This is a genomic window from Brevibacillus sp. MS2.2 (genome assembly GCF_013284345.1).
GTDB classification, from domain to species: Bacteria; Bacillota; Bacilli; order Brevibacillales; family Brevibacillaceae; genus Brevibacillus; species Brevibacillus brevis_C.
This window is the reverse complement of the sequence record NZ_JABSUZ010000012.1, coordinates 150,021-172,036: the sequence shown is the minus strand read 5'-3', so window position 1 is coordinate 172,036 and position 22,016 is coordinate 150,021. Positions and strand designations below refer to the sequence as shown.

Here is a 22,016-nt window from a genome sequence, read left to right as displayed (position 1 = left end):
TCGCCAAATCGATCAAGTCATTTTCCTGTGTTTCACGACGGATTTTGCGAATTAACGGTAAATTCGGGCGAAACGACCCTGACTCCGTCAAATGACGCCAGTTCGGAACGCGGGTCCGTGCCAGTCCCCAAATATCTTGGCTGACGATGGTGCCGCTTCCTTGTATGCGCTCGATCATGCCTGCTGCTTGCAGCTCATCGTACGCCGCGACGACAGTGGAACGATTGACGTTCAGTTCTTTGGCCAGCGTGCGTTCCGAGGGCAAATAGCTGCCAGGACCGAATTCACCGCTGCTGATTCTTTGCTCGATTTGCTCTGCTATTTGTTTATATAAGGGCTTTGTAGCCACAGAAGATATGCCATCCATCACGAATCTCGCTTTCTACATTTATCCATTTATTATATCATGACATTCTGTCTTTCATTTTTGTCTGGGTCAGGTAAAATAGATGAGATGGAAGGAGAGATGGACGATGAAACAATACCTGGATTTGTGCCAGCGCATTTTAGATGAGGGTGTCACAAAAGAGGATCGGACAGGCACCGGAACGACCAGTGTTTTTGGGCATCAGATGCGTTTTGACTTAAGTGAAGGCTTTCCCATGGTCACGACGAAAAAGCTGCATATGAAATCGATCATCCACGAATTGCTCTGGTTTTTATCAGGCGATACCAATGTCCGCTACTTGCAGGAAAACGGCGTGCGGATCTGGAACGAATGGGCCGATGAAAACGGAGATTTGGGCCCGGTATACGGAAGCCAATGGCGTTCCTTTACTGGACGCGACGGCAAAACAGTGGACCAGATTCAATGGGTCATTGATGAGATCAAGCGCAATCCAGACTCTCGCCGCTTGATTGTTAGCGCGTGGAATCCGGCTGAATTGGATAAAATGGCATTGCCGCCTTGTCACCTGTTGTTCCAGTTTTACGTAGCCAATGGCAAGTTGTCCTGCCAGTTGTATCAGCGCAGTGGCGACACGTTTTTGGGTGTACCGTTTAATATCGCTTCCTACGCTTTGTTGACGCATATGGTGGCGCATGTCACCGGGCTGGAAGTGGGGGATTTTGTTCATACGATCGGAGATGCTCATCTGTATCTCAACCATATCGAGCAGGTCAAGCTACAGCTCACTCGCGAGCCGAAACCACTGCCGAAGCTCGTACTCAATCCAGAGGTTACCTCGATTTTTGATTTCAAATACGAAGATGTTGAAATCGTCGGCTACGAATCCCACCCGCACATCAAAGGTGAGGTGGCCGTATGATCAGCCTGATTGTTGCCTATGCCCGCAACCAAGTCATCGGAAAAGATGGCGACATGCCGTGGCACTTACCTGCCGACTTGAAAAATGTGAAGGAATTAACGACAGGCAAAACGATTGTAATGGGACGTAAAACGTTCGAATCGATCGGCAAGCCGCTGCCTAACCGAAAGAATGTCGTCCTGACACGTAGCCAGGACTTTCACCCAGAAGGTGTAGATGTTGTCCATACGAAGGAAGAAGTGCTCGCAATGGGCGATGTCATCATCTTTGGAGGCGCGGAAATTTATCGCCAGTTCCTCGATGTCGTTGATCGTCTGTATATTACGGAGATCGATTTGGAAACAGAGGGCGATACGTTTTTCCCGGCTTGGGATCGCGACGCTTACAGCTTGGTGGACAAGCGTGAGGGTATCGTGGATGAGAAGAACGTTCATCCGCATGCGTTTTACGTGTATGAGCGAAAAAATAGCTGATAAACAAAAATGCCTCATTGCTGAGGCATTTTTTTGTTCTGTTTTCACCTCTTCTACTAGGTCGTTCGTCATGTGAATACTCGACATATGTATGGAGCCAAACGCATATATAACGATAGAAAATAGCAGGGACGAACCCAAGGGAGGTGATCGGGATGAAGGTAGACTTTCACGTCCATCTGGAGGAAGGGCCGTATTCGCTGGACTGGTTGCTCAAGCAAGCGGAATCATTGCGCCCCCTCGTGGAGCATGCCGAAGTAAAGGGGAGCCGAAAATGGGCAAGTATGCTGACCAATGGGTTGGCAGAACGCCTGCAACAAGGCCCGTATTCACGAGATTGGCTTGAATTGTATCGATTACGTGCCAAACAGGCGGGGATTCAGCAAGTATGCGTGGTCGAGCACTTATATCGTTTTCTTGAGTATCGGTCATACTACGAGCAGCATGTGCACATCGGTTCTGATCGCTTGGGGATAGCGCAGCGCAAATGGCTGAGTCAGGTCGCAAACGACTCTCTGGACAGCTTTGTTGTTTTCCTGCAAAAAGAACGGCTTCGTTGGGCGGAGGATGGAATTGAGCTGCGTGTCGGGATTGAACTGGATTATTTTTCAGGTGGAGAAGAGACACTGCGGCATGTCATCAATCAATATCCTTGGGATGTGTGCATTGGGGCTGTGCATTTTCTGGAAGGCTGGGGCTATTCGATCCAGGATGCACGAGAACGCTTTGGAAGACAGGAGCTAATCGGATTGTACAGCCTTTATTTTGATAAGCTGGAGCAGGCGATCGAATCGCAAATATTCGATGTGATTGCCCATATCGATGGCATCAAAGCGTTTGGTGTGCGACCGGATGAAACTGCCCTCTTGCCGTATTATCAGCGTGTGGCCCGAGCTCTTGGGCGCAGGGGGATTGCGACGGAAATCAATACAGGCTACGGTCTGGCGAGTCAGCTCCGGGAATTTTCGCCCAGCTATCGTTTTCTGGAAATTTTGTTCCAGAATGAGGTGCCCATCACCTTGGCGTCTAGCGCTACTGCCCCTGATCAAGTCGGTCAGCAGTTGGACGAGGCTCGAGTGCAGTTGAAGCGGGTAGGCTATACGAGCTTTGCGGTTTTTGAGAAGAGAAAACGCAGCATGCTCGCTCTGGATTAGTCAAGCTCCCCTTTTGGCCCATGATTCTGCTATGATGGGAGAAGAATGGTGCATCCAGGGGGAGGAGTAATAACCATGGCCTTGCAGGATCAATTAAAAGAGCTACTCAAACAGATGGAGCCGCAAATCATTAGCTGGAGACGTCATCTGCACCAGCATCCCGAGCTTTCCTTTCAAGAGGAGAAGACTCCAGCTCTCATTGCCGAAATATTGAGAGGACTTCACTTTGATGAGGTTCGCACAGGTGTGGGGGGGAGAGGAGTTATCGGCGTTTTGCGCGGAGGGCGCCCGGGTAAGGTCGTCGCGTTGCGTGCGGATTTTGACGCACTGCCGATTCAAGATCAAAAAGAAGTGCCGTATAAATCTACTGTCCCTGGTGTCATGCATGCGTGTGGTCATGATGCGCACACTTCCCAGCTTTTAGGACTCGCTTCTGTTTTGGCAGCACATCGTGAGCAGTTTGCCGGTGAAATTCGCTTTGTCTTTCAGCATGCGGAAGAGGAAAATCCGGGCGGAGCTACCCAAATGGTTCAGGATGGTGCTGTAGATGGCGTCGATGCGATCTTTGGCGTTCATCTCTGGTCGATGTTCCCTGTGGGGAAGGTGTACATTAGTGCGGGTCCGCTCATGGCGAATACAGACGACTTTTCCATCGAGATCAAAGGAAAAGGGGGACACGGTGCTGTTCCGGAAGAAACCGTCGACTCCATTGTGATCGGTTCCCAAATCGTCGGTCATCTCCAAACGATTGCCAGCCGCAACATCAGCCCGTTAGAAAGTGTGGTCGTGACCGTAGGGACGTTCCACGGCGGAGACAGTACGAACATCATCGCAGATAGCTGTCGTTTAACAGGGACTGTCCGCTCCTTTTTGCCAGACGTCCGCGATCGTGCGGAGCAGCGCCTGACAGAAATTGCGGAGGGGACGGCTACCATGATGGGAGGAAGCGCTACAGTTGTCTACGAGCGAGGGTATCCAGCCGTCATTAACCATGAAAAGGAAACAGCGATCGCACAGGAAGCAGCCATTGCAGCGTTTGGAGCTGGCCGTGTGGAATCGATGAAGCCGTTGATGGGTGGCGAGGACTTTTCGTACTACTTGGAAAAGGTGCCCGGCGCTTACTTGTTCGTTGGGGCAGGCAATCCGGAAAAACTGGCGGCCTATCCGCATCACCATCCCCGTTTTGATATCGACGAGGATGCCATGCTGATCGCAGGCGAGCTCTTGGGACGAACAGCGCTCCACTATTTGGAAACACAGCAACGATAAGAACATTCATGAAAGATGCGCTTTTGCCTACATAGGACAAAGGCGCTTTTTTTGCTTTCAACCATAAGCTATACGAGGCTAGCTAGAAAATCGAACAAGGGAGGGAGTGGCCTTTCGGTGAGAAAACGGATAGGCGTACTGACCTACCGAAGAGAATCAGGTTTTGTCGAGCCTGGCTATTTGCGAAGGCTGGTTGAGGCAGGGAGAGAAATGGGGGCAGAGGTTTTTTTATTTAGCCCACAAGATGTCCATTTTGAAGAAAAGCGGATTAACGGTTATGTACCAGATGGCACGAAGTGGAGACGAAAGCGTTTTGCCTGGCCCGACATCGTCATCGATCGTTATCGCTACTATCCATTGCCCAAGCATCGTGCCTATTTGCCATTTCGCAAGCAAAACTGGTTCCGTTATGCGAATAACCGCTTTTCGAACAAATATGTCGTTCATCAGATTTTGATACAAGATCCAGAGCTACAGCGGTGGCTTCCCGAAACACTCCCCTACGACAGAAAAACGCTTGCCACGATGCTTGCCGATCATCGTCTGGTTTATCTCAAGCCAACAAACGGCACAGGCGGCAGAAGCATACTGCGTGTGGAGAAACGAGCAGGTCGTTACCTTTTGCATGGCAGGACCAAGCAGCAAGCCAAAAGCTGCGAAAAAATGGCGACGCTCACAGAGGTGTGCGAGCGGCTGGAGCATTGGATGAAGAATGAGAAGAGCGGAAACGAGCAGTTTTTTCTTCAACAGGGGCTGCGGTTGTCACTGGTTCCCAAGCGAACAGTAGATGCTCGCCTGCTCGTGCAAAAGGACGGGAAGGGGCAGTGGTGTTTGACCGGGATGGGTATTCGCGTTGGGCCAATGCAATCGTCCACCTCGAATTTGCATGGAGGGGGAACCGCTTTGCCTGCTGTTTCCTTTTTGGTCAAACGATTTGGTCCGGAAATGGCGGAGCGGATTGTACTGGAATGCAAGGAGCTCGCGATCAAGACTGTCACACGTATTGAAGAGCATTTTGGCCTGATGATGGAGTTTGGTTTTGACTTGGGGATTGATGTTAACGGGAAGGTTTGGATTATTGAAATCAATCCGAAGCCAGGCAGAGAAATTTTCAAGCAGATACGTCAGCACAAGCGATATGCGACGGCGGTTCGACGACCGTTGGAGTACGCGTTGTATCTTATTAATAAAAACAGCGCAGTTAACTAAAGGGGATCTTCCAAAGAGGAAGGTCTTTTTTTTGGCATTTTCGTTTCTTTTAAGAGGGGGACACGGCATAATAATAAAAAAATGCACAAGAGGTGAAACGCACATGCAAAAGCAATCCTTTTCCATCGAACTCGACGAGGAGTTGACGCTACGAGGAGACATTCATACGGAGGAAGCGGCAGGCTTGGCACAGCCACTACTGCTGTTTTGCCATGGTTTTAAAGGCTTCAAGGATTGGGGAAGTTTTCCCTACGTAGCCGATGAGCTGGCCAAGCAAGGCATCACCACGATTCGCTTTAATTTTAGCTGCAATGGCGTAGGGGAGAGCTTGACGGAGTTCGACGAGCTGGAGAAATTCGGGCGCAATACGTATGCGCGTGAACTGGCTGATTTGCAAGCGATGACGGAACGGATTTTGTCAGGCGAACTTCCTGTACCCGATTATGTGGACAAAACGAAGCTGTACGTATTGGGACACAGCAAGGGCGGCGGTGACGCGATTCTATTCGGAGCAAACAACCCGCATGTGGCAGGGATTGTGACCTGGAACGGAATCGCTTATGTCGATTTGTTTGACGAGAAGCTGCGCCAGCAAATAGAAGAGACAGGCGTGGGCTACATAGCGAATGCGCGGACTGGTCAAGACATGCCAATCACGAGAGCCGTGATCGAGGACGTGGACACCAATCGCCAGAAATACGATATTCTGGAACTTGTTTCTGCGATGGATCAACCACTGTGCATCATCACAGGAGAAAAAGATTATGTCCGTCTGGTAGAGGGTGCAAAAAGAATTCATCAGGCTGCCAAAAATAGCGAGCTGCACTGGATAGAAGGCGGAGATCATACATTTAACACGCGTCATCCGTTTGCGGGTACATCGGCTCCGCTGGAAGCAGCGATCAAGCAAACTGTCGCATTTGTCCGCACCCCACGGACATAGAAAAAACCTCTATTTTCCTGCGTTTTCAATCCATTTGGGCTGTGGTATACTGGGAATCGTCTAACGGTTAGAAAGATGTGATTATTCAGAAAAATAACAGAACAGGTGGAGAAGAAACATGAATAGCAAGGTGTATCTGTATGATACGACCCTGCGAGATGGTACGCAGGGAGAGGGGATCAGCCTGTCGGTAGAAGACAAGATAAAGATCGCACTGCGGCTGGACCAATTTGGCATTGATTTTATTGAAGGTGGTTGGCCGGGCAGCAATCCAAAGGACATGGCTTTTTTTGAGCGTATCCGGGAGATTTCGTTGCAGCACGCTAAGGTAACGGCTTTTGGCAGTACCTGTAGACCAAATGTAGCTGCTTCCGATGATGACAATCTGCAAGCGTTGATCTTAAGCGGAGCCTCGGCAGCGGCGATCTTCGGGAAATCATGGGACTTGCACGTGACGGATGCTCTTAAGACGACATTGGAAGAAAACGTGCGCATGGTCGCTGATTCGGTCGCATTTTTAAAAGAAAACGGACTGACGACTCTCTTTTTGGCAGAGCATTTCTTCGATGGCTACAAGGCGAATCCGCGTTACGCATTGCGAGTGCTGGAAGCGGCAGAAGAGGCTGGAGCTGACTGGATCGTTCTCTGTGATACAAATGGCGGGACATTGCCGCATGAAGTCTATGATATTGTCAAAACGACTGTGGGCCATCTGCGGACGCCTGTAGGCATTCATCCGCATAATGACAGCGGAGTGGCAGTTGCCAATGCACTAGCTGCGATTCAGGCGGGCGCACAGCAAGTACAAGGAACCATTAACGGCATCGGTGAGCGCTGTGGAAACGTCAACCTGATCTCAGTCGTTCCGAATTTGCAGCTCAAGCTGGGCTATCACTGTGTGAGCACTGATCAATTGCAGGAGTTGACACAGCTGTCTCGCTATGTAGCGGAAATTGCCAACATGACGATGCCGAACAACCAGCCGTTTGTCGGGTATAGTGCTTTTGCTCACAAGGGTGGTATTCACGTAAGCGCCGTTATGCGCGATCCGAAAACGTACGAGCACATCGAGCCGGAAAACATCGGCAACAAACGTCGCGTACTCGTCTCAGAGCTCGCTGGGCAAAGCAATTTGCTCGCCAAAATGGAAGAGCTGGAGATCGATCTGTCGCTGGATCGGGAAAAGGCGAGAGAAATCATTACACACATCAAAGAGCGCGAATTCCAAGGCTATCAATACGAAGGAGCAGAGGCTTCGCTAACGCTGATGCTGCTGGAAGCCTCCGGCAAGCTGAAAAACCTGTTCAAGCTGGACTCCTTCAAAATCATGCTGGAAAAGGCAGCCGTCCAATCAATCACGTCGGAGGCGACTGTGAAGCTGCGTGTGAACGGGGAATCTGTCCATACAGCCGCAGATGGCAACGGTCCGGTGAACGCACTGGACAATGCGATGCGAAAAGCATTGGAAGGCTACTACCCGTGCATTGCAAAAATGCAGCTAGAAGATTACAAGGTGCGTGTATTGGATGAAAACGGCGCGACTGCCGCAAAAGTACGTGTCCTAATCGAATCCTCGAGCAACGGCGAAAAGTGGAGCACAGTAGGCGTCTCCACCAACGTCATCGAAGCGAGCTGGGAAGCGCTGGCAGACAGTATCCGTTACTTGCTGTGGAAAGAAGGCTGTGAGGAGGTCGGAAGCCTTGCTTCCTCGGGGACGCGCGTAGGGATTGTGAATCATTAATAAAAAGACCAGCCCGAGCATTTGCCGTTGGGCTGGTTTTCTTTGGTATACAAGGTTTAGAAAATAACGATGAACAAACAAAGCTGGTGAGAAGAAAAAGCACAGGGCTCGCAGACCTTGACAACGCCTACCCAGTCGGAACTTCAAAAAGGGGACCACGCTTGTCGAACACTTCTTCCTCGAGAACCTTCCGCCCGTAGGGTGGCTTTGGCTCGACGGTCCCCTTTTTGAAGTGGAGACGGCCAGTCAATCCCCCATGCAGGCGTGTCAGAGTCGAAGAGAACTGTGCTTTTTCTTCTCCTCCACTATGGTGACCCAAACCAGAAAAACCTTCGGTCACGGTTGTGCAGAAGAAACCGGACGATCAATCAGTTGCCGCAGCTTCGTTTCCGTGGCAGAATTCGGGTCAGGCGTGTAAATGCTGCATCGCAAATCCGCATTCCCGGAAACTTGCAGTGAAGTCAGATGAAAGAGCATTTTCCCTGCCTTTGCATGACGGAATTCCAGTAAAACCTCCGGGGCTGAGCTGACGCGGCTTTGCTCCCACAGGTCGTGAAAGTCGGGATGAACCTGCCGCATCTCGTTTAAAAACTGCTCGTACCATTCGTCCTCTACATACTGACCGTAATTGGCACGAAAAATCGCAAGAAAGCCGCTGACGAAATGCTCCCAATTAACGGCCAGCCGTCGTAATTCCTTTCGCGTAAACACGAGACGGATCAAATTCCGCTCTTCGTAAGGGATTTGTTCAAAATCGAGAAAGACATGTGCGGCTGCCTCGTTCCAGCCGACAATATGACTGCGCCGATCTGTAATGATGGCTGGACACGAGCGCAATTCTTTCAAGATTCTTTTTAGGGCCGGATTGATCTGCGGCGGTTCATCTTTTTGCACGTCTTGCCCGACTCCCGTGCCTGTCTCCAGTGCCAACGCATACAAATATTTTCGCTCATCGACGGTTAGCTGCAAGGCTCTCGCAACTGCGTCCAGAACAGAAGGCGAGACCTTGATATCGCGGCCTTGTTCCAGCCATGTATACCAGGTGGAGCTAACCCCCGCGAGCTGTGCAACTTCTTCTCTTCGTAGTCCAGGGGTTCTTCTGCGCGTCCCGGGAGCCAGTCCAACCGATTGTGGCAGGATTTTGGCGCGCTGTGCTTTCAAAAAAGTAGACAGTGCCTGCAAACGCGTTTGCTGATTCATGGTACACTCTCCATTTCCTCAACTGGTTCAGTTTGTTAGACTAGTACTCATTATACTAGGATAAACAACAACTTGTAATAGGATAACCCATGTGACAAGATGATCTCCATAAGGCACTCGAATTGGAGGCTTACTATGGAAAAAGTCGTTGTTACAGGTATGGGTGTGATCTCCCCGGTAGGGAATACAGTAAATCAGTTTTGGAACAGTCTCGTGCAAGGGAAGTCTGGTATCTCACCTATTGATACTTTTGATACAGCACGCTATAAAACGAAAATCGCAGGTTTGGTGCGAGATTTTGATCCGGAGGAGCGTTTTGGGCGCAAAGAAGCGCGGCGAATGGATCGCTTTTGCCAGTTCGCTCTTGCTGCTGTAGAAGAAGCGCTAGAGGATGCAGAGCTTCGGTTGGACGAGTTGGACCGCGAGCGAATCGGGGTATATGTAGGCTCTGGCATTGGTGGGGTAAAGACACTGCTTGAGCAGCATGATGTCCTGCGTGAGCGAGGGCCTGAGAGGATCAGCCCAACGCTGGTTCCCATGCTCATCTCCAACATGGCAGCAGCGATGATCAGCATCAAGTACGGTCTGTACGGGCCGACGATGTCCCCTGTTACTGCTTGCTCGATTGGGAATACGTCTATCGGAGAGGCTTTCCGGCTCATTCGGGCGGGCGCGGCGGATGTCGTCATCGCAGGAGGGTCTGAGGCTGCAGTGACGGATATATCTCTCGCCAGCTTTAGTAATGCGACGGCATTGTCCACGAGAAATGATGATCCAGCAGGAGCGAGTCGGCCATTTGATGCAAAGCGGGATGGGTTTGTCATGGCAGAGGGTGCCGGTATTGTGATATTGGAATCAGAATCACACGCCAAGAAAAGAAACGCCCGGATGTATGCCGAGGTGATTGGCTATGGGGCAAGCTCAGATGCCTATCATATGGTGGCGACACATCCAGAAGGAATCGGTCCCTACCGTGCGATGAAATGGGCTCTCCAGGAAGCAGGGGTGCAAACGACAGACGTCGATGTCATCAGTGCGCACGCGACCAGTACAGAAATCGGAGACCGTTCCGAGACATTGGCAATCAAAAAGCTGTTTGGCGAGCATGCGTATCGTGTACCGGTCACCGCCAACAAATCGATGACCGGTCATATGTTTGGTGCAGCAGGGGGGGCGGAGGCGATCGCCCTGATTAAGAGCTTGCAGGAAGGAATCATTCCCCCGACGATCAATCAGGAGGAGCAAGACCCGGACTGCGATCTGGACTATGTGCCAAATACAGCACGTAAAGCCGCGCTCGACATCGGCATGTCCAATTCCTTTGGCTTTGGCGGTCATAACGCAGTCATCGTATTGAAAAAAGTGTAACGGATAGAGCCTGTTTCCGTAGTCTCCGGTAGACTATGAGAGCAGGCTTTTTTCATTTCGGAAAAATTGTGAAACGTTTTACAGTCCTGATTTCTCTAACTGGGGAGAAAAGGAGGGGAACAGATTGAACAAAAAGCTTGGTCTCGTTGCACGCGCCAAGGCTGGTGATTCAGAGGCATTCCAAATGCTCATGCATCAGGAAAAAGCAAATCTGTACAAGATGGCTTTCGTGTACACGCGAAACGAAGAGGATGCGCTGGAGGTTTTTCAGGAAACGGTCTATAAGGCTTTGATCTCCATTCCAACCGTAAAGGACGATCAATATTTTACGACATGGCTGACGCGAATTTTGATCAACACGGCGATTGCCTATTTGGCTAAAAAGCGAAAGGTAATTTCGCTGAGTAAAGGCATGATCGAAAATATGCGAGATACAGAAGGTGTAAGGCTGGAAGAACGAATCGACCTTTTGGAAGCAATGGAAGAGCTCGAAGAAAAGTATGTAACGGTTCTCTTGCTGCGATTTTATAAAGACTATTCTGTGAAGCAAATCGCAGCCTTGCTAGATTGCCCGGAAGGTACCGTGAAAACGAACATACACAGAGGTCTAACTGTATTAAGGAAGAAGCTGAAAGGGGAGTATTTCAATGAGAGAAAAAAATCATGCCTATAAAGAGCAAGTAGATCGCATTCCGGTCCCTACAGAGAAGCTGGACGACATTATCACCAAAACGGTTCGAGAAGCATCGCCACAAAGAAAACGCCTAAACAAAAGGAAGCTGGTGTACAGTACAGGGGCTGCAGTTGTTGCTGTAGGTATCTTGTTTAGCTCAGCGACTGTCTCACCAGCGATGGCGAACCTCGTCTCCAAGGTGCCTTTGATCGGATCGATATTCGCTACTTACGGTGACAGCGGATTGAAGCAAGCGAGTGAAAAAGGTTTAACGACTGTAATCGGCGAGTCGCAGGACGTGGGCGGCAATGCGATTACCGTCAATGAAGTCTACTATGATGGGACACGCTTTACGATTGGTTACACATTAGAAACGAAGGAGGCAGTCGGAGAGCATTATTTAGGCTCCTCACCAGATTTGACAGTGAACGGGGAAGCGTTTGGATACGCAGGAAGCAGCAAGCAAACACAAATCACTCCGACGCTTGCGACCGGAATTGTCGATATCGACGCAGTAAATGGCTTGCCTCAGGAATTCAAGCTAGGGCTGAGCTTCCAGGGGGAGGACGGCAAGAAGTGGAGCTTCTCCCTACCAATCAGTGAACGTACAGATACGAAACGCATTCCGATTAATCACCAGCAACAAGCTGGAGGCATTAACCTGAGCGTTTCCGATGTCACAATGGGTCCAGCAGGGCTGGTTGTGAGTTTCCAGGCAGTAACCGAGGAAATTGGGTATTTATCGAGCTATTTGGAATTCAAGGTGGTTGATGAAAAAGGGAACGAGCTGGGAGCGTACTCAGGCGGCAGCCAAGGTAAAAAGTCCGACGGCAAAGAGTTTCTCACGGGTACAAGACGTTACGACCCGGTCACAGCGGATGTAAAAGAATTAACGATCACGCCATATATGTCATTGCCTGCGAACGGTGGCGGTGTCGAAACAGATGGCGAAGGAAAAGAAACACTGATCCCATCGGCAATCGAGACGATACAAAAGCATGGAAAGAACATCAAGTTCAATACGTTTACAATTTCCTTGCAAAAATAAAACCACACAAAAAAGCGTCACTCCACGTACTGGAGCGACGCTTCTTTACTTGATCAGGGCAAAAACTAGGATTGCTTTCTCATCGCACCCAGCTCTTCAACGATGGCGGTCATTTCATTGATGCCAAACGCCGCTTTTTTCTGCACCATATTGTACAGGTACAGCAAATCCTCGTAATGAACGAGATCGAAATCCTCCGGGCGCATCACAGCCGTATTCGCCATGTTCAGCTTTGCTTTGATGCCCTCAATGATAATGGCCAAGTTTTCTACTGTCGGTTGATTCAGGTCAGCCATACTTACTCTCTCCTCTCTACAAAGCTGGTATTTATTTCGTCAGTTGCCCACGTGTGACGCCCAACTGGTTCGTTGCCTTCAGGGTACGCCATACGTGTGTACCGCTAACTTCTCCACGTAATGCCTTGCGATACAGACTGATTACTTCTTTCACGCGCTCTGGCTCTTCTTCCAAAAACTCGATGCGGTAGCTACCGACATTCAGAGAGCGGAACTCACTCAAGTACTCAGCACCGGACTGGTCAATCGCGTTATAAACGGTATTGCGGCAACCGGTATCCACACGTACAGGGTGAGAGAAACCGACGCGGTCTTTCAAAGAAATGCGGGAGGTCTCACATGGAGTTCCGCAGTTTGTATGATCAGTACCTTCACTCATGAATGTGCAGTATACGCAGTGCTCGGTGTGGAACATCGGCATGTGCTGATGGATGACCAGCTCCATGTTCGCAGCGTTTGAGCGGCTGAGCAGATCGACCATCTGCTGGATGTTCAGATCGTACGATGGCGTTACGCGCTCAAGACCTGTTGCAAGGAACAGCTCAACTGCCTTGTGGTTCGCGACATTCAAGGAGAAATCGCCAATCAGCGGAATGTCGATTTCATCACGACGGGACAAGTAGTAATAGAGTGCTCCCGTATTGCGCACGAGAATAGCATCTGGCTTGCTTTTTGCGATCAGGGCAAGGACACCGTTTTCATCTGGCATATGAATGCGCATCGTAGCAATCCCGATCTTTTTCCCGTACTTATGAGCCAGCTTGACACCCTCTGGATACTGCTTGACGAATTCAAAGTCAGCGTAGAGGAAGTCCACATCTGTTTGCGCAGCTGCTTCCAATTGCTCAAGCGAGCGGCACAGCGCTGTCAGGAGCGGCTTTTCCACTGGTTTTCTCGTTGGTACGTCCGCGTATACATTGATATCGTGATGATGGTAAATCGGCGGCTTGGAACGCAGGAACACGAGCTGCTCGACTGCGTCACGGCGCATCCGGTTCAACTCACTGACAGGTACGATGAGATCCCCTTCGAGATCGACAGTCAGGTCGTGAGCTTCCAGGTGGAAAATAGTTCCGCCCAGACGGCTGAGTTGATCGTGCAGCAATTCCTTCGTCAGAGGACGCTTCAAAGCAGTCTCCAGCAGTACCTCGGAAGGAACACTGACAGCGTGATTTGCCTGTTTATCCACCCAAGTGACGCTGAGCTTTTCACCCAGCTTTCCGCTTACGTGAACGGACAGCGGGAAGGTGCGATAAGGCTTTTCTGTCTCAAACGTTTTGCGCAGGCGACGATCCAGCTCAGGATCGCTCGTCTTCCATACGCGGTCCCCGACATGGAGACGCTTCAGATTCACGTCATTGCGTCCCATGACGATTTCGTACAGGCCTTTGGAAACTTCGCCTTCTACTTTTTTACTGCGGCTCAAAATATCGTAGATGCGACCGCCTTCTTCTTTTTGAGTGGGGTCACCCGCGTCGAACACGATTCCGTCTCCGCGTTTGACAGGAGCAGTGATGTCCACCAGTACGCCGGTAGGAAGCAGTTTTTTTACGGTTCCCAAAAACACACCGCGGCTTTTCGGGAACGAACCATCTACGAGCTGCTTGTTGTTTGTCCCGGTCAAAAATCCGTGTGTAAACCCGCGAGAGAAGCTTTGTTGCAGCTCGCGAACTTCTACCTCGGATGGTCCCGTATCTTGTCCGGCAAAATAACGCTCGATGGCGGCATTGTATTTGCTCACAACGTTTGCCACGTATTCAGGTGTTTTCAGGCGGCCTTCAATTTTAAAGGAAGTCACGCCAGCCTCGATCAGCTCAGGAACCAAATCGATAGCAGCCAAGTCCTTCGGGGACAGCACGTAAGCGATATTCCCCATTTCCTTCTGCACACCGTCTACCATCAGATCATACGGTAAACGACAGGCTTGGGCACACTCCCCGCGGTTTGCCGAGCGTCCACCCCACATTTCCGAGGTCAGACATTGTCCGGAATAAGAAACGCACAAGGCACCGTGGACGAATACTTCCATTGGCAGCTTTGCTTTTTCTCCGATTTTTTTGATCTCTTTTAATGAATTTTCACGACCGAGTACGACGCGTTCCATATCAAACGGCTTCGTGAACTCCACCGCTTCTGGCGAAGTGATCGTCATTTGTGTAGAGCCGTGAATCGGGAAGTCTGGAGAAATCTCGCGGATCATCTTTACAAGACCGAGGTCTTGAACGATCACAGCGTCTACTCCAGCGTGAATACAGGCGTCTATCAGCTCGCGTGCATCCTCTAGTTCATTTTCAAATACGAGAATATTAAAGGTAAGGAAGCCCTTTACCCCGTACATGTGCAAATAAGCCATAATCTCAGGCAGTTCTGCCATTTGGAAGTTCTCAGCACGAGCACGCGCGTTGAACTTTTCTACCCCAAAAAAGATGGCATTGGCTCCGTTGGCCACGGCTGCCTTCAAACAATCCCAGTTACCAGCAGGTGCCAATAGCTCGATATCTTCACGCTTTATACCATTTCGCATGTGTATGTCATTACCTCCAAGGTCTTCAAACAAGCTCTTCTTCATCATAGGGAAATGTGCTGGTCACCGCAACAAAAACATCCTTTCTGCCAGATGTTGAAAATGTGCCTTCCAGAAAGACACCTGTGATGTTATTCTGTAAGAAAAATCGAAATATTCTAAGAGCCAGGGGAACCGATATATGTTAATCATCAAAGACATTTTGCTACAGTTACTGTTCGTTATCGTCCCTGTTTTGCTGTATAGAAATGTTTGGCTGGGGCGATCAACCTCGAACAAGATGAGCGTCAAATCATCCATGGTTATCGTTTGTAGCTCGATCAGTGTCATTTTTGCCATGAGCTTTCCAGTACAACTTAGTAATGGTATGGAGTACGATTTACGCTCGATACCGATCATTATTACCATTTTATACGCCGGTTATATCCCGGGCATATTGACGATTTTGGTGATGTTTGTCGTAAGGATCGTTTTGGGTGGCGATGGCGTTCTCATAACGATTCTTGGAGCGATGGTCTACGCGATCATACCGTTTTTGTTGGTCACTCGTTGGTATGGCTACTCTTTGCGAAAAAAACTAGCGGTCGTTCTCTTGATCGGATGCTTGAAGCAGCTATCCATCATCGGTGGAGGGATGGTTGTTTTGATCTGGAAAGGGTTCTCGTTGTCCATCATTAACGATTATTTGGAGCCGCTAGTGGAAATCGGCTACCTCGCTTTGATCGTACAAGGTGGAGCCGTTTATTTCATCGAGTTTATTCGAGAATCTCATATTATCCGCAAGCAGGTCGAACGCTCGGAAAAGCTGAACCTGATCAGTGAGCTGGCCGCTAGTGTTGCCCATGAAGTGCGCAACCCACTCACAGTGGTACGAGGCTTTGTCCAATTGTTGCGTGAGGAGACGAATCCGAAAAACATTGAATACATCCGATTGGTTCTAAATGAACTCGATCGGGCTGAATTTATCATTTCCGACTATTTAAATCTGGCCAAGCCTCATTCTGAGACGCTGGAGCGACTGGAGATTGCGCATACCGTGAAAGAAGTGACCGCCATCATGTCCTCTTACAGCGTCATGAACCGAGTGGAAATCGCCTGTGAGACCGAACCGGGCTTATTCGTTGAGAGCAACGCCGTTAAGCTCAAGCAAGCATTGATGAATCTGATGAAAAACGGCATCGAATCGATGGGACAAGGTGGCGTACTGCACGTCACCGTACAAGCAGCCGGGAACTATCATGAGATTTCCATCAAGGATGAGGGAGAGGGGATGACGCCGGAGCAGATTGAACAGATTGGGTTGCCTTTTTATTCTACAAAGGAAAAAGGGACAGGTCTCGGTTTGATGGTAACCTGCCGGATCATCGAGGCGATGCAAGGGACGATCCACTTTCAGAGTGAACACGGGCACGGAACGCAGGTGACGATTCAACTGCCTGCTGTGTATACGACCGAAAAAGGAGGCGAACATGGACAAAGAACAAGAGGTGTGGGAGCGACTCTTTCATGAGTTGGCTGTCATCAGAAGTGAATTAAAAGCGTTCAAGCTCGAGACACGTGCAGAGCTCTACCAAATCAAAAGCGAGCTGAAAGAATGGCAGCAGCGTGAAGAACAGCGAAGGCTCCCGAACGAAGGGGAATAAACCATGCAACGTTACGTAACCCGATGGTGGCAAAAAACAGGAAAAGCTGTTTTCGCAGCAGGCTTTGCTTTAGCGCTTGCTGCATGCGGACAACCACAGGAAGCAGCAAAGCCTGCCACACAACCAACGACAGAAGCTACACCGGCTAGTGCATCTGGGCAATCCGAACAAATACTCAGACTGAATAACTTTACAGAACCGCTTTCTCTTCATCCCGGACTCATTTCGGATGTTTGGTCATCCAATGTTATTTTTCAGACGTTTGAGGGGCTGACTCGCATTGACGACAAGGGCGTTCCACAGCCCGCCATGGCACAGGAAATCAAGGCATCAGATGATTTGCTGACGTACACCTTCACGATTCGCGACAATGCGAAGTGGTCGAATGGCGATCCCGTGACCGCGCACGATTTTGAAAACGCTTGGAAATGGGCACTCGATTCCAAAAACGGTTCCCAGTATGCCTATCAGATGTTTTATGTAAAAAATGCAGAAGCGGCCTTTGCAGGCAAAGCGAAGCCCGAAGAGATCGGGGTCAAGGCAACAGATGACAAAACATTGGTCGTCCAACTGGAAAACCCGACGCCATTTTTTCTGGAGCTGACGGCTTTTTACAGCTACTTTCCGCTAAATACCAAAGTGGTGAAAGACAATCCGGACTGGGCAAAGGAAGCAGGATCAGCCTACACCTCGAATGGACCGTTCAAGCTCGATACGTGGGAGCATAAAACCAAGCTGACGCTTGTGAAAAACGAGCATTATTGGGACGCAGACGCTGTCAAGCTGACCAAAATCGAAATGAATATGATCAATGACGCGAATACAGAGCTGTCGATGCTGGAGGGTGGCGATCTCGATTGGGCAGGTGCCCCGACAGGCAATCTTCCGCTCGACGCGATGCCGACCTTGAAGGAAAAAGGATTGCTGGTAATCACACCAAAAGCCGGGACGTATTGGTATGAATTCAACACAGAGCAAAAGCCTTTCCACAACAAAAAAATTCGCCAAGCCTTTTCATACGCGATCAACCGGAAAGACATCGTGGAGAACATCACTCAGGGAGGGGAATTGGTTGCGACAGCCGTAGTGCCGCCTACCATGTTTGCTGAGAACGAGCAAGGCTTGTTTACAGACAACGACATAGAAAAAGCCAAGCAGCTGTTGGCGGAAGGCATGAAGGAAGAAGGGTATGCCAGCGTCGACCAGCTCCCGCCGATTACACTATCCTATAATACGGAGGAAGCACAGACCAAAATCGCGCAAGCTGTACAGGACATGTGGCAAAAAAACTTGGGTGTGCACGTCAAGCTGGAGAATCAGGAATGGAATGTCTACTATGAAAACGTGAAAAACGGGAAGTACCAAGTAGCACGGATGGGGTGGACAGGGGATTTCAACGATCCGATCAACTTCCTAGAAATATTCCGAACGAAGGAAGGCAACAACCATACTCGTTGGGAGAATCGTCAATATGCCGATCTATTGGCGGCTTCTGCCAAGGAGAAGGATGCTGCCAAACGAAAAGCGATCTTGCAAGAGGCGGAGAAAATCCTGGTGGACGAAATGCCAGTCATACCGTTTTACTTTAAGTCTACGGTGTATGCACAGAACCCCAAGTTGAAAGGCGTAGTCATTTCAGGTTTGGGCCACGCGCAGTACAAATGGGCGTATTTCGAATAAATCACAAGTAGTCACATTCGAAGGGCTGGTCAGTCGGATTATTCCACGACCAGCCCTTCGAATACGATAGAGACCTTCTCTTCCATGATTTCTTCGAGTGCCCAGGCGCCTTCGCTGCGTACCCAATCATAAAGAGCGTTATAGTAGATATTTTCCAACATATTCGCAGCGACAAGAGGGTTGAATTTGCTTTTCAATTGATTCTTTTCTTGCGCTTCTTCAATCAAGTCAGCGAACAGTTGACGCAATTCAAAGTACATATTCTTTTCATTCTCAAGCACTTTCCGATGTTTCATCGAGGATTCTACGACGACTTTGATGAAATCGAAATTGGTGATGGTGACTTCATTCATGATCTTGTAGATCCGGAGCACCTTCGATTTGCATTCGTTACCATAATCCCACTCTTCCCGGCGCTCCTCGATTTCATGCAGACGCTCATATCCCCAGTTAGCGAGAATGGCTTCCTTTGAAGTGAAATGCAGAAAGATCGTACCGCGTGCAACATCCGCTTCTTCGGAAATCATGTCGATTGTGGTTGCTTCAAAGCCGTGCGTTTTAAAGAGCTTGATGGCAGCATTGAAGATTTTTTCGCGGGTTTCGCGCTTTTTCCGTTCCCGTCTCGTCGTCAAGTATGTAGCACCTCCTTATGAACTCGTACGCTTGATTATAACACAACCGTTACCTAACAAAAGAATAGTTCATGCAATTGAGCATAAATTAGGTGAAAAAAGGATAGACTTCTGCGCAGCTCGAATGTATATTTATATACTATAATGAATAAATATTAAATCATACCAGGCTCGAAATGCATGGGGTGGAGGAGAGTAAAATGGGTGTTGCAAAGGCACTGGCAGTACGTCAGGCTACGATGAAAGACGTGGATGCCATGTTGGAGATTGTTAATGAATATGCACAACAAGGCTTGATGCTGCCACGTACGAAGCTGTCTTTCTTAGAAAACTTGCAATCCTTTATTGTCGCTCATGATGGAGATTCGGTCGTAGGTGTCGCAGGCCTACATATTTTGTGGGAGGATCTGGCTGAGATCCGCTCCTTGGCTATCTCGGAAAAAGCGAAGGGGATGGGTGTTGGAAAACATCTGGTTCTTCATTTGGTTGAGCAATGCCGCCTTTTGGGCATTAAACGTGTATTGGCGCTGACCTATCAACAAGTGTTTTTTGAAAAGTGCGGGTTTTGGGTGGTTGCCAAGGAAACACTGCCGCAAAAAGCTTGGAAGGATTGCATTAACTGCTCCAAACTGCCGATGTGCGACGAAATTGCTATGATTTTCGAAACAGCCTGATACATTTGGTCTAGCCTTCCTTTTTTCTTTTCTGGTACTATATTCATATAAATAGTAGAAATATAAACAATATTCTACAAGTATACCAGAAAAAGAGATTGGAAAAAATGGGGGGCTTTTCCATGAAGCTAGGCGCTCGTATATTGCTCGTTCTACTACTGGCAGGAAGTGTACCGTTGACGGCAGCGGGAGTATTTGCTTATCAGGAATCCAAGCAGGAATTGTTGAACGGAAGCGCCGCTACACTGGAAGCGCTGCGTCACAGCAATAAGGAACAGGTGGAAAATTACTTTCGCGAGCGAGCCAGGAACGTGGATACATTGGCTGCATCGGGAACAGTAATGTCTGCCCTTTCTTCGTTTGAGGACGTCTGGCGGCAAGGCCTGGAATCGCCAGCTTATGAAGAAGTGCAAACGCAGTATACGAACGAATTGAAGATGGAGGTCGCGCGCTACGGCTTCGTAAATGCTTTTTTGTTAAATGCACAAGGGGACATCGTTTATGAGACAAAGCCGCAGGCCGATTTTGGAACCAATCTCCTGACAGGCCCACACGCTGACTCTGTACTTGGCCAGACTGTGCAGCAAGTCAGGAAAACCCAAAGCGCAGAAATGTCAGACCTCGGCAATTACGAACCATCTGGAGGGGCGCCAGGGGTATACATTGCAGCGCCGATCTACGAACGAGGCTACATCATTGGGCAAATAGCCGTCGAAGTATCCATGGATTATATTTCAAGAATATTCAACCAACGGGAAGGGCTGGGGGAAACCGGGAAGATTTACTTGGTGGGCGGTCCGGACAAGCTCATGCGCTCGCAACTGGGTAGTGGACCAAATACGTTGTTACAGCAAAAAGTAGATACACCCATCGTCGATCAAGTCTTGCTCACCCAACAATCCGAAGGAACGGTCGAAAGCATGGATTACTTAGGACAGCAAGTACTCGTATCCTACGATCAGGTCAAAGTGGGGAAGAAGACGTGGGCGATTTTGGCAGAGATGAACATGACCGAAATACTGGAGGGCCCAACCCGCATTCGGGATGCCATGATTGCCTTTAATGGTGCCGTCCTCTTGCTCATCGTCATCATCTCGTTATTTACAGCAAACTGGCTTCGCCGCTCGTTTCGCGGCATGCTTGCCGTGGCAGAGCGGATTGGGCATGGGGATTTTTCGCGAGAGATACCTGACAAGCTATTAAAACGAAAAGACGAACTAGGGGAGCTTGCAGGGTCTCTTGTTACGATGCAGAAGCAACTGCGCAAAATTTTGTTTCAGATTCAGCAGGCAGCCGCTTCCGTATCCGGTGCCGTACGTAATATTCAGGGAAACACCAGTGAGATTGCCGCTTCCAGCCAGCAAATTGTCCTCGTCGTCGATCAAGTGGCTGCATCTGCCGACAGTCAGGTAGAAAAAATGGGACAAACCTTGAATCTGGCTGTTGATTTAACGAAAGATGTGGCGGTTGTAACGGAAAATGTAGAACGGGTGACCGTATCTGCGGAAGAAATGAAGCAGCATGCACATGCTGGCAGACGCGCGATCACAGATGTGATGGACAGCATGGACGAAATCAATCGTTCGGTAGAAGCTGCAACGGATGTCATTCATGTATTAGAAGGGCGCTCGAAGGACATTTCGAGAATTATCTCGGTCATTACAGAAATTGCCCGACAGACCAATCTGCTAGCCTTGAATGCTGCGATTGAAGCGGCCAGAGCAGGAGAGCATGGCAAGGGATTTGCAGTCGTCGCAGGAGAAGTGCGCAAGCTGGCAGAAGATACCAACAGTGCTGCCCAGCAGATTGTAGGCATGATTGGAGACGTACAAAAGGATACAAAGGAAGCGGTCGCCAGGATGGTCGAGGGTGCCCAAACGACCGCCCGCGGCATGAAGACAGCACACCAATCGCAAGAGATGTTCCAGCATATCGAGGAAAACATCCTCGGGGTGTCGCAGGAAATTAACGGTGTCAGTGAAGCCTTCAGGCGTATGGCGCCGGATGCCCAACAGGTAGCCGTTGTCGCTGGGGAAGTATCGTCTGCATCGATGCAAGCGGCTGCCGGTGTTCAAAGCATCTCGGCTGCGGTAGAGGAGCAGAGTGCAGCGATGGAGCTCATTGCTGATGCTGCGACTCAGTTGGCCATTCTAGCAGAAGAGCTGAGAAGCTCACTTGCAGCCTTTGTTTCGCGCGAAAATTAAGAAAAAAGGGACGGAGC

21 protein-coding genes are annotated in these 22,016 nt (G+C 49.5%); 15 read left to right on the top strand and 6 right to left on the bottom strand.

Annotated elements, in window-relative coordinates; all coding sequences use genetic code 11:
- Positions 1–367 (bottom strand): GntR family transcriptional regulator (locus HP568_RS13940; RefSeq protein WP_173629385.1); only part of this gene is annotated, 367 nt, incomplete at its 3' end.
- Between the two features lie 106 nt (positions 368–473).
- Between HP568_RS13940 and HP568_RS13935 the strand changes: the two genes are divergently transcribed.
- The 7 genes from HP568_RS13935 (at position 474) to cimA (ending at position 8,057) form a co-directional block, all read left to right on the top strand.
- Entirely contained in the window at positions 474–1,268 is a 795-nt protein-coding gene (locus tag HP568_RS13935; protein WP_173629384.1) for a thymidylate synthase, read from the top strand.
- Positions 1,265–1,741 (top strand): dihydrofolate reductase, encoded by a 477-nt coding sequence (locus HP568_RS13930; protein WP_173629383.1) that lies wholly within the window; start codon positions 1,265–1,267, stop codon positions 1,739–1,741. Before HP568_RS13935 ends, HP568_RS13930 begins: the two co-directional genes overlap by 4 nt.
- 155 nt (positions 1,742–1,896) lie before the next feature.
- Positions 1,897–2,895, top strand: coding sequence for a histidinol phosphate phosphatase domain-containing protein (locus HP568_RS13925; protein ID WP_173629382.1), 999 nt, complete (start codon positions 1,897–1,899; stop codon positions 2,893–2,895).
- Between the two features lie 75 nt (positions 2,896–2,970).
- Positions 2,971–4,164 carry a M20 metallopeptidase family protein gene (locus HP568_RS13920; RefSeq protein ID WP_173629381.1) on the top strand — a complete coding sequence of 398 codons (1,194 nt, stop codon included), beginning with the start codon at positions 2,971–2,973 and terminating at the stop codon, positions 4,162–4,164.
- Between the two features lie 117 nt (positions 4,165–4,281).
- Positions 4,282–5,373, top strand: coding sequence for a YheC/YheD family endospore coat-associated protein (locus HP568_RS13915; protein WP_048034186.1), 1,092 nt, complete (start codon positions 4,282–4,284; stop codon positions 5,371–5,373).
- Positions 5,374–5,476: 103 nt separating this feature from the next.
- Complete coding sequence (locus HP568_RS13910) at positions 5,477–6,316, top strand: alpha/beta hydrolase (protein ID WP_173629380.1); 840 nt, start codon at positions 5,477–5,479, stop codon at positions 6,314–6,316.
- Between the two features lie 118 nt (positions 6,317–6,434).
- Positions 6,435–8,057, top strand: a complete 1,623-nt coding sequence (cimA, locus tag HP568_RS13905; RefSeq protein WP_048034184.1) for a citramalate synthase — start codon at positions 6,435–6,437, stop codon at positions 8,055–8,057.
- Positions 8,058–8,184: 127 nt separating this feature from the next.
- On the opposite strand, the gene HP568_RS13900 is transcribed toward cimA, so the two are convergent.
- Both HP568_RS13900 and HP568_RS13895 read right to left on the bottom strand, forming a co-directional pair.
- Positions 8,185–8,397, bottom strand: a complete 213-nt coding sequence (locus HP568_RS13900; protein WP_309142221.1) for a hypothetical protein — start codon at positions 8,395–8,397, stop codon at positions 8,185–8,187.
- Positions 8,394–9,257 (bottom strand): helix-turn-helix transcriptional regulator, encoded by an 864-nt coding sequence (locus HP568_RS13895; RefSeq protein WP_173629379.1) that lies wholly within the window; start codon positions 9,255–9,257, stop codon positions 8,394–8,396. The genes HP568_RS13900 and HP568_RS13895 overlap by 4 nt, the downstream gene beginning before the upstream one ends.
- A gap of 135 nt (positions 9,258–9,392) precedes the next feature.
- Between HP568_RS13895 and fabF the strand changes: the two genes are divergently transcribed.
- The 3 genes from fabF (at position 9,393) to HP568_RS13880 (ending at position 12,346) form a co-directional block, all read left to right on the top strand.
- The gene (gene fabF / locus HP568_RS13890; protein WP_173629378.1) at positions 9,393–10,625 is read left to right on the top strand and encodes a beta-ketoacyl-ACP synthase II; all 1,233 of its coding nucleotides are present in this window, start codon (positions 9,393–9,395) and stop codon (positions 10,623–10,625) included.
- A gap of 124 nt (positions 10,626–10,749) precedes the next feature.
- Positions 10,750–11,298 (top strand): sigma-70 family RNA polymerase sigma factor, encoded by a 549-nt coding sequence (locus HP568_RS13885; protein WP_173629377.1) that lies wholly within the window; start codon positions 10,750–10,752, stop codon positions 11,296–11,298.
- Entirely contained in the window at positions 11,273–12,346 is a 1,074-nt protein-coding gene (locus HP568_RS13880; RefSeq protein WP_173629376.1) for a DUF4179 domain-containing protein, read from the top strand. The genes HP568_RS13885 and HP568_RS13880 overlap by 26 nt, the downstream gene beginning before the upstream one ends.
- A gap of 65 nt (positions 12,347–12,411) precedes the next feature.
- Here HP568_RS13880 and HP568_RS13875 read toward each other — a convergent pair whose 3' ends face one another.
- Both HP568_RS13875 and HP568_RS13870 read right to left on the bottom strand, forming a co-directional pair.
- The gene (locus HP568_RS13875; RefSeq protein ID WP_015892616.1) at positions 12,412–12,642 is read right to left on the bottom strand and encodes a DUF1128 domain-containing protein; all 231 of its coding nucleotides are present in this window, start codon (positions 12,640–12,642) and stop codon (positions 12,412–12,414) included.
- A gap of 31 nt (positions 12,643–12,673) precedes the next feature.
- Positions 12,674–15,166, bottom strand: a complete 2,493-nt coding sequence (locus HP568_RS13870) for a U32 family peptidase (RefSeq protein ID WP_048034180.1) — start codon at positions 15,164–15,166, stop codon at positions 12,674–12,676.
- 181 nt (positions 15,167–15,347) lie between these two features.
- On the opposite strand from HP568_RS13870, the gene HP568_RS13865 reads away from it, so the two are divergent.
- From HP568_RS13865 to HP568_RS13855, 3 genes are read left to right on the top strand one after another with little or no spacing between them, the layout of a single operon-like run.
- Positions 15,348–16,676, top strand: a complete 1,329-nt coding sequence (locus HP568_RS13865) for an ATP-binding protein (RefSeq protein WP_048034179.1) — start codon at positions 15,348–15,350, stop codon at positions 16,674–16,676.
- Entirely contained in the window at positions 16,636–16,809 is a 174-nt protein-coding gene (locus HP568_RS13860) for a hypothetical protein (protein ID WP_173629375.1), read from the top strand. Before HP568_RS13865 ends, HP568_RS13860 begins: the two co-directional genes overlap by 41 nt.
- Positions 16,810–16,812: 3 nt before the next feature.
- Positions 16,813–18,489, top strand: coding sequence for a peptide ABC transporter substrate-binding protein (locus tag HP568_RS13855; protein WP_173629374.1), 1,677 nt, complete (start codon positions 16,813–16,815; stop codon positions 18,487–18,489).
- 38 nt (positions 18,490–18,527) lie between these two features.
- Here HP568_RS13855 and HP568_RS13850 read toward each other — a convergent pair whose 3' ends face one another.
- Positions 18,528–19,121 carry a TetR/AcrR family transcriptional regulator gene (locus HP568_RS13850; RefSeq protein WP_017250658.1) on the bottom strand — a complete coding sequence of 198 codons (594 nt, stop codon included), beginning with the start codon at positions 19,119–19,121 and terminating at the stop codon, positions 18,528–18,530.
- A 200-nt stretch (positions 19,122–19,321) separates the two neighbouring features.
- Between HP568_RS13850 and HP568_RS13845 the strand changes: the two genes are divergently transcribed.
- Together HP568_RS13845 and HP568_RS13840 are read left to right on the top strand one after the other, a co-directional pair.
- Positions 19,322–19,795 (top strand): N-acetyltransferase, encoded by a 474-nt coding sequence (locus tag HP568_RS13845; RefSeq protein ID WP_007722846.1) that lies wholly within the window; start codon positions 19,322–19,324, stop codon positions 19,793–19,795.
- Positions 19,796–19,917: 122 nt separating this feature from the next.
- Positions 19,918–21,999: a methyl-accepting chemotaxis protein gene (locus HP568_RS13840; protein WP_173629373.1), complete on the top strand. Its 2,082-nt coding sequence runs from the start codon at positions 19,918–19,920 to the stop codon at positions 21,997–21,999.
- The last annotated feature ends 17 nt before the right edge of the window (positions 22,000–22,016 follow it).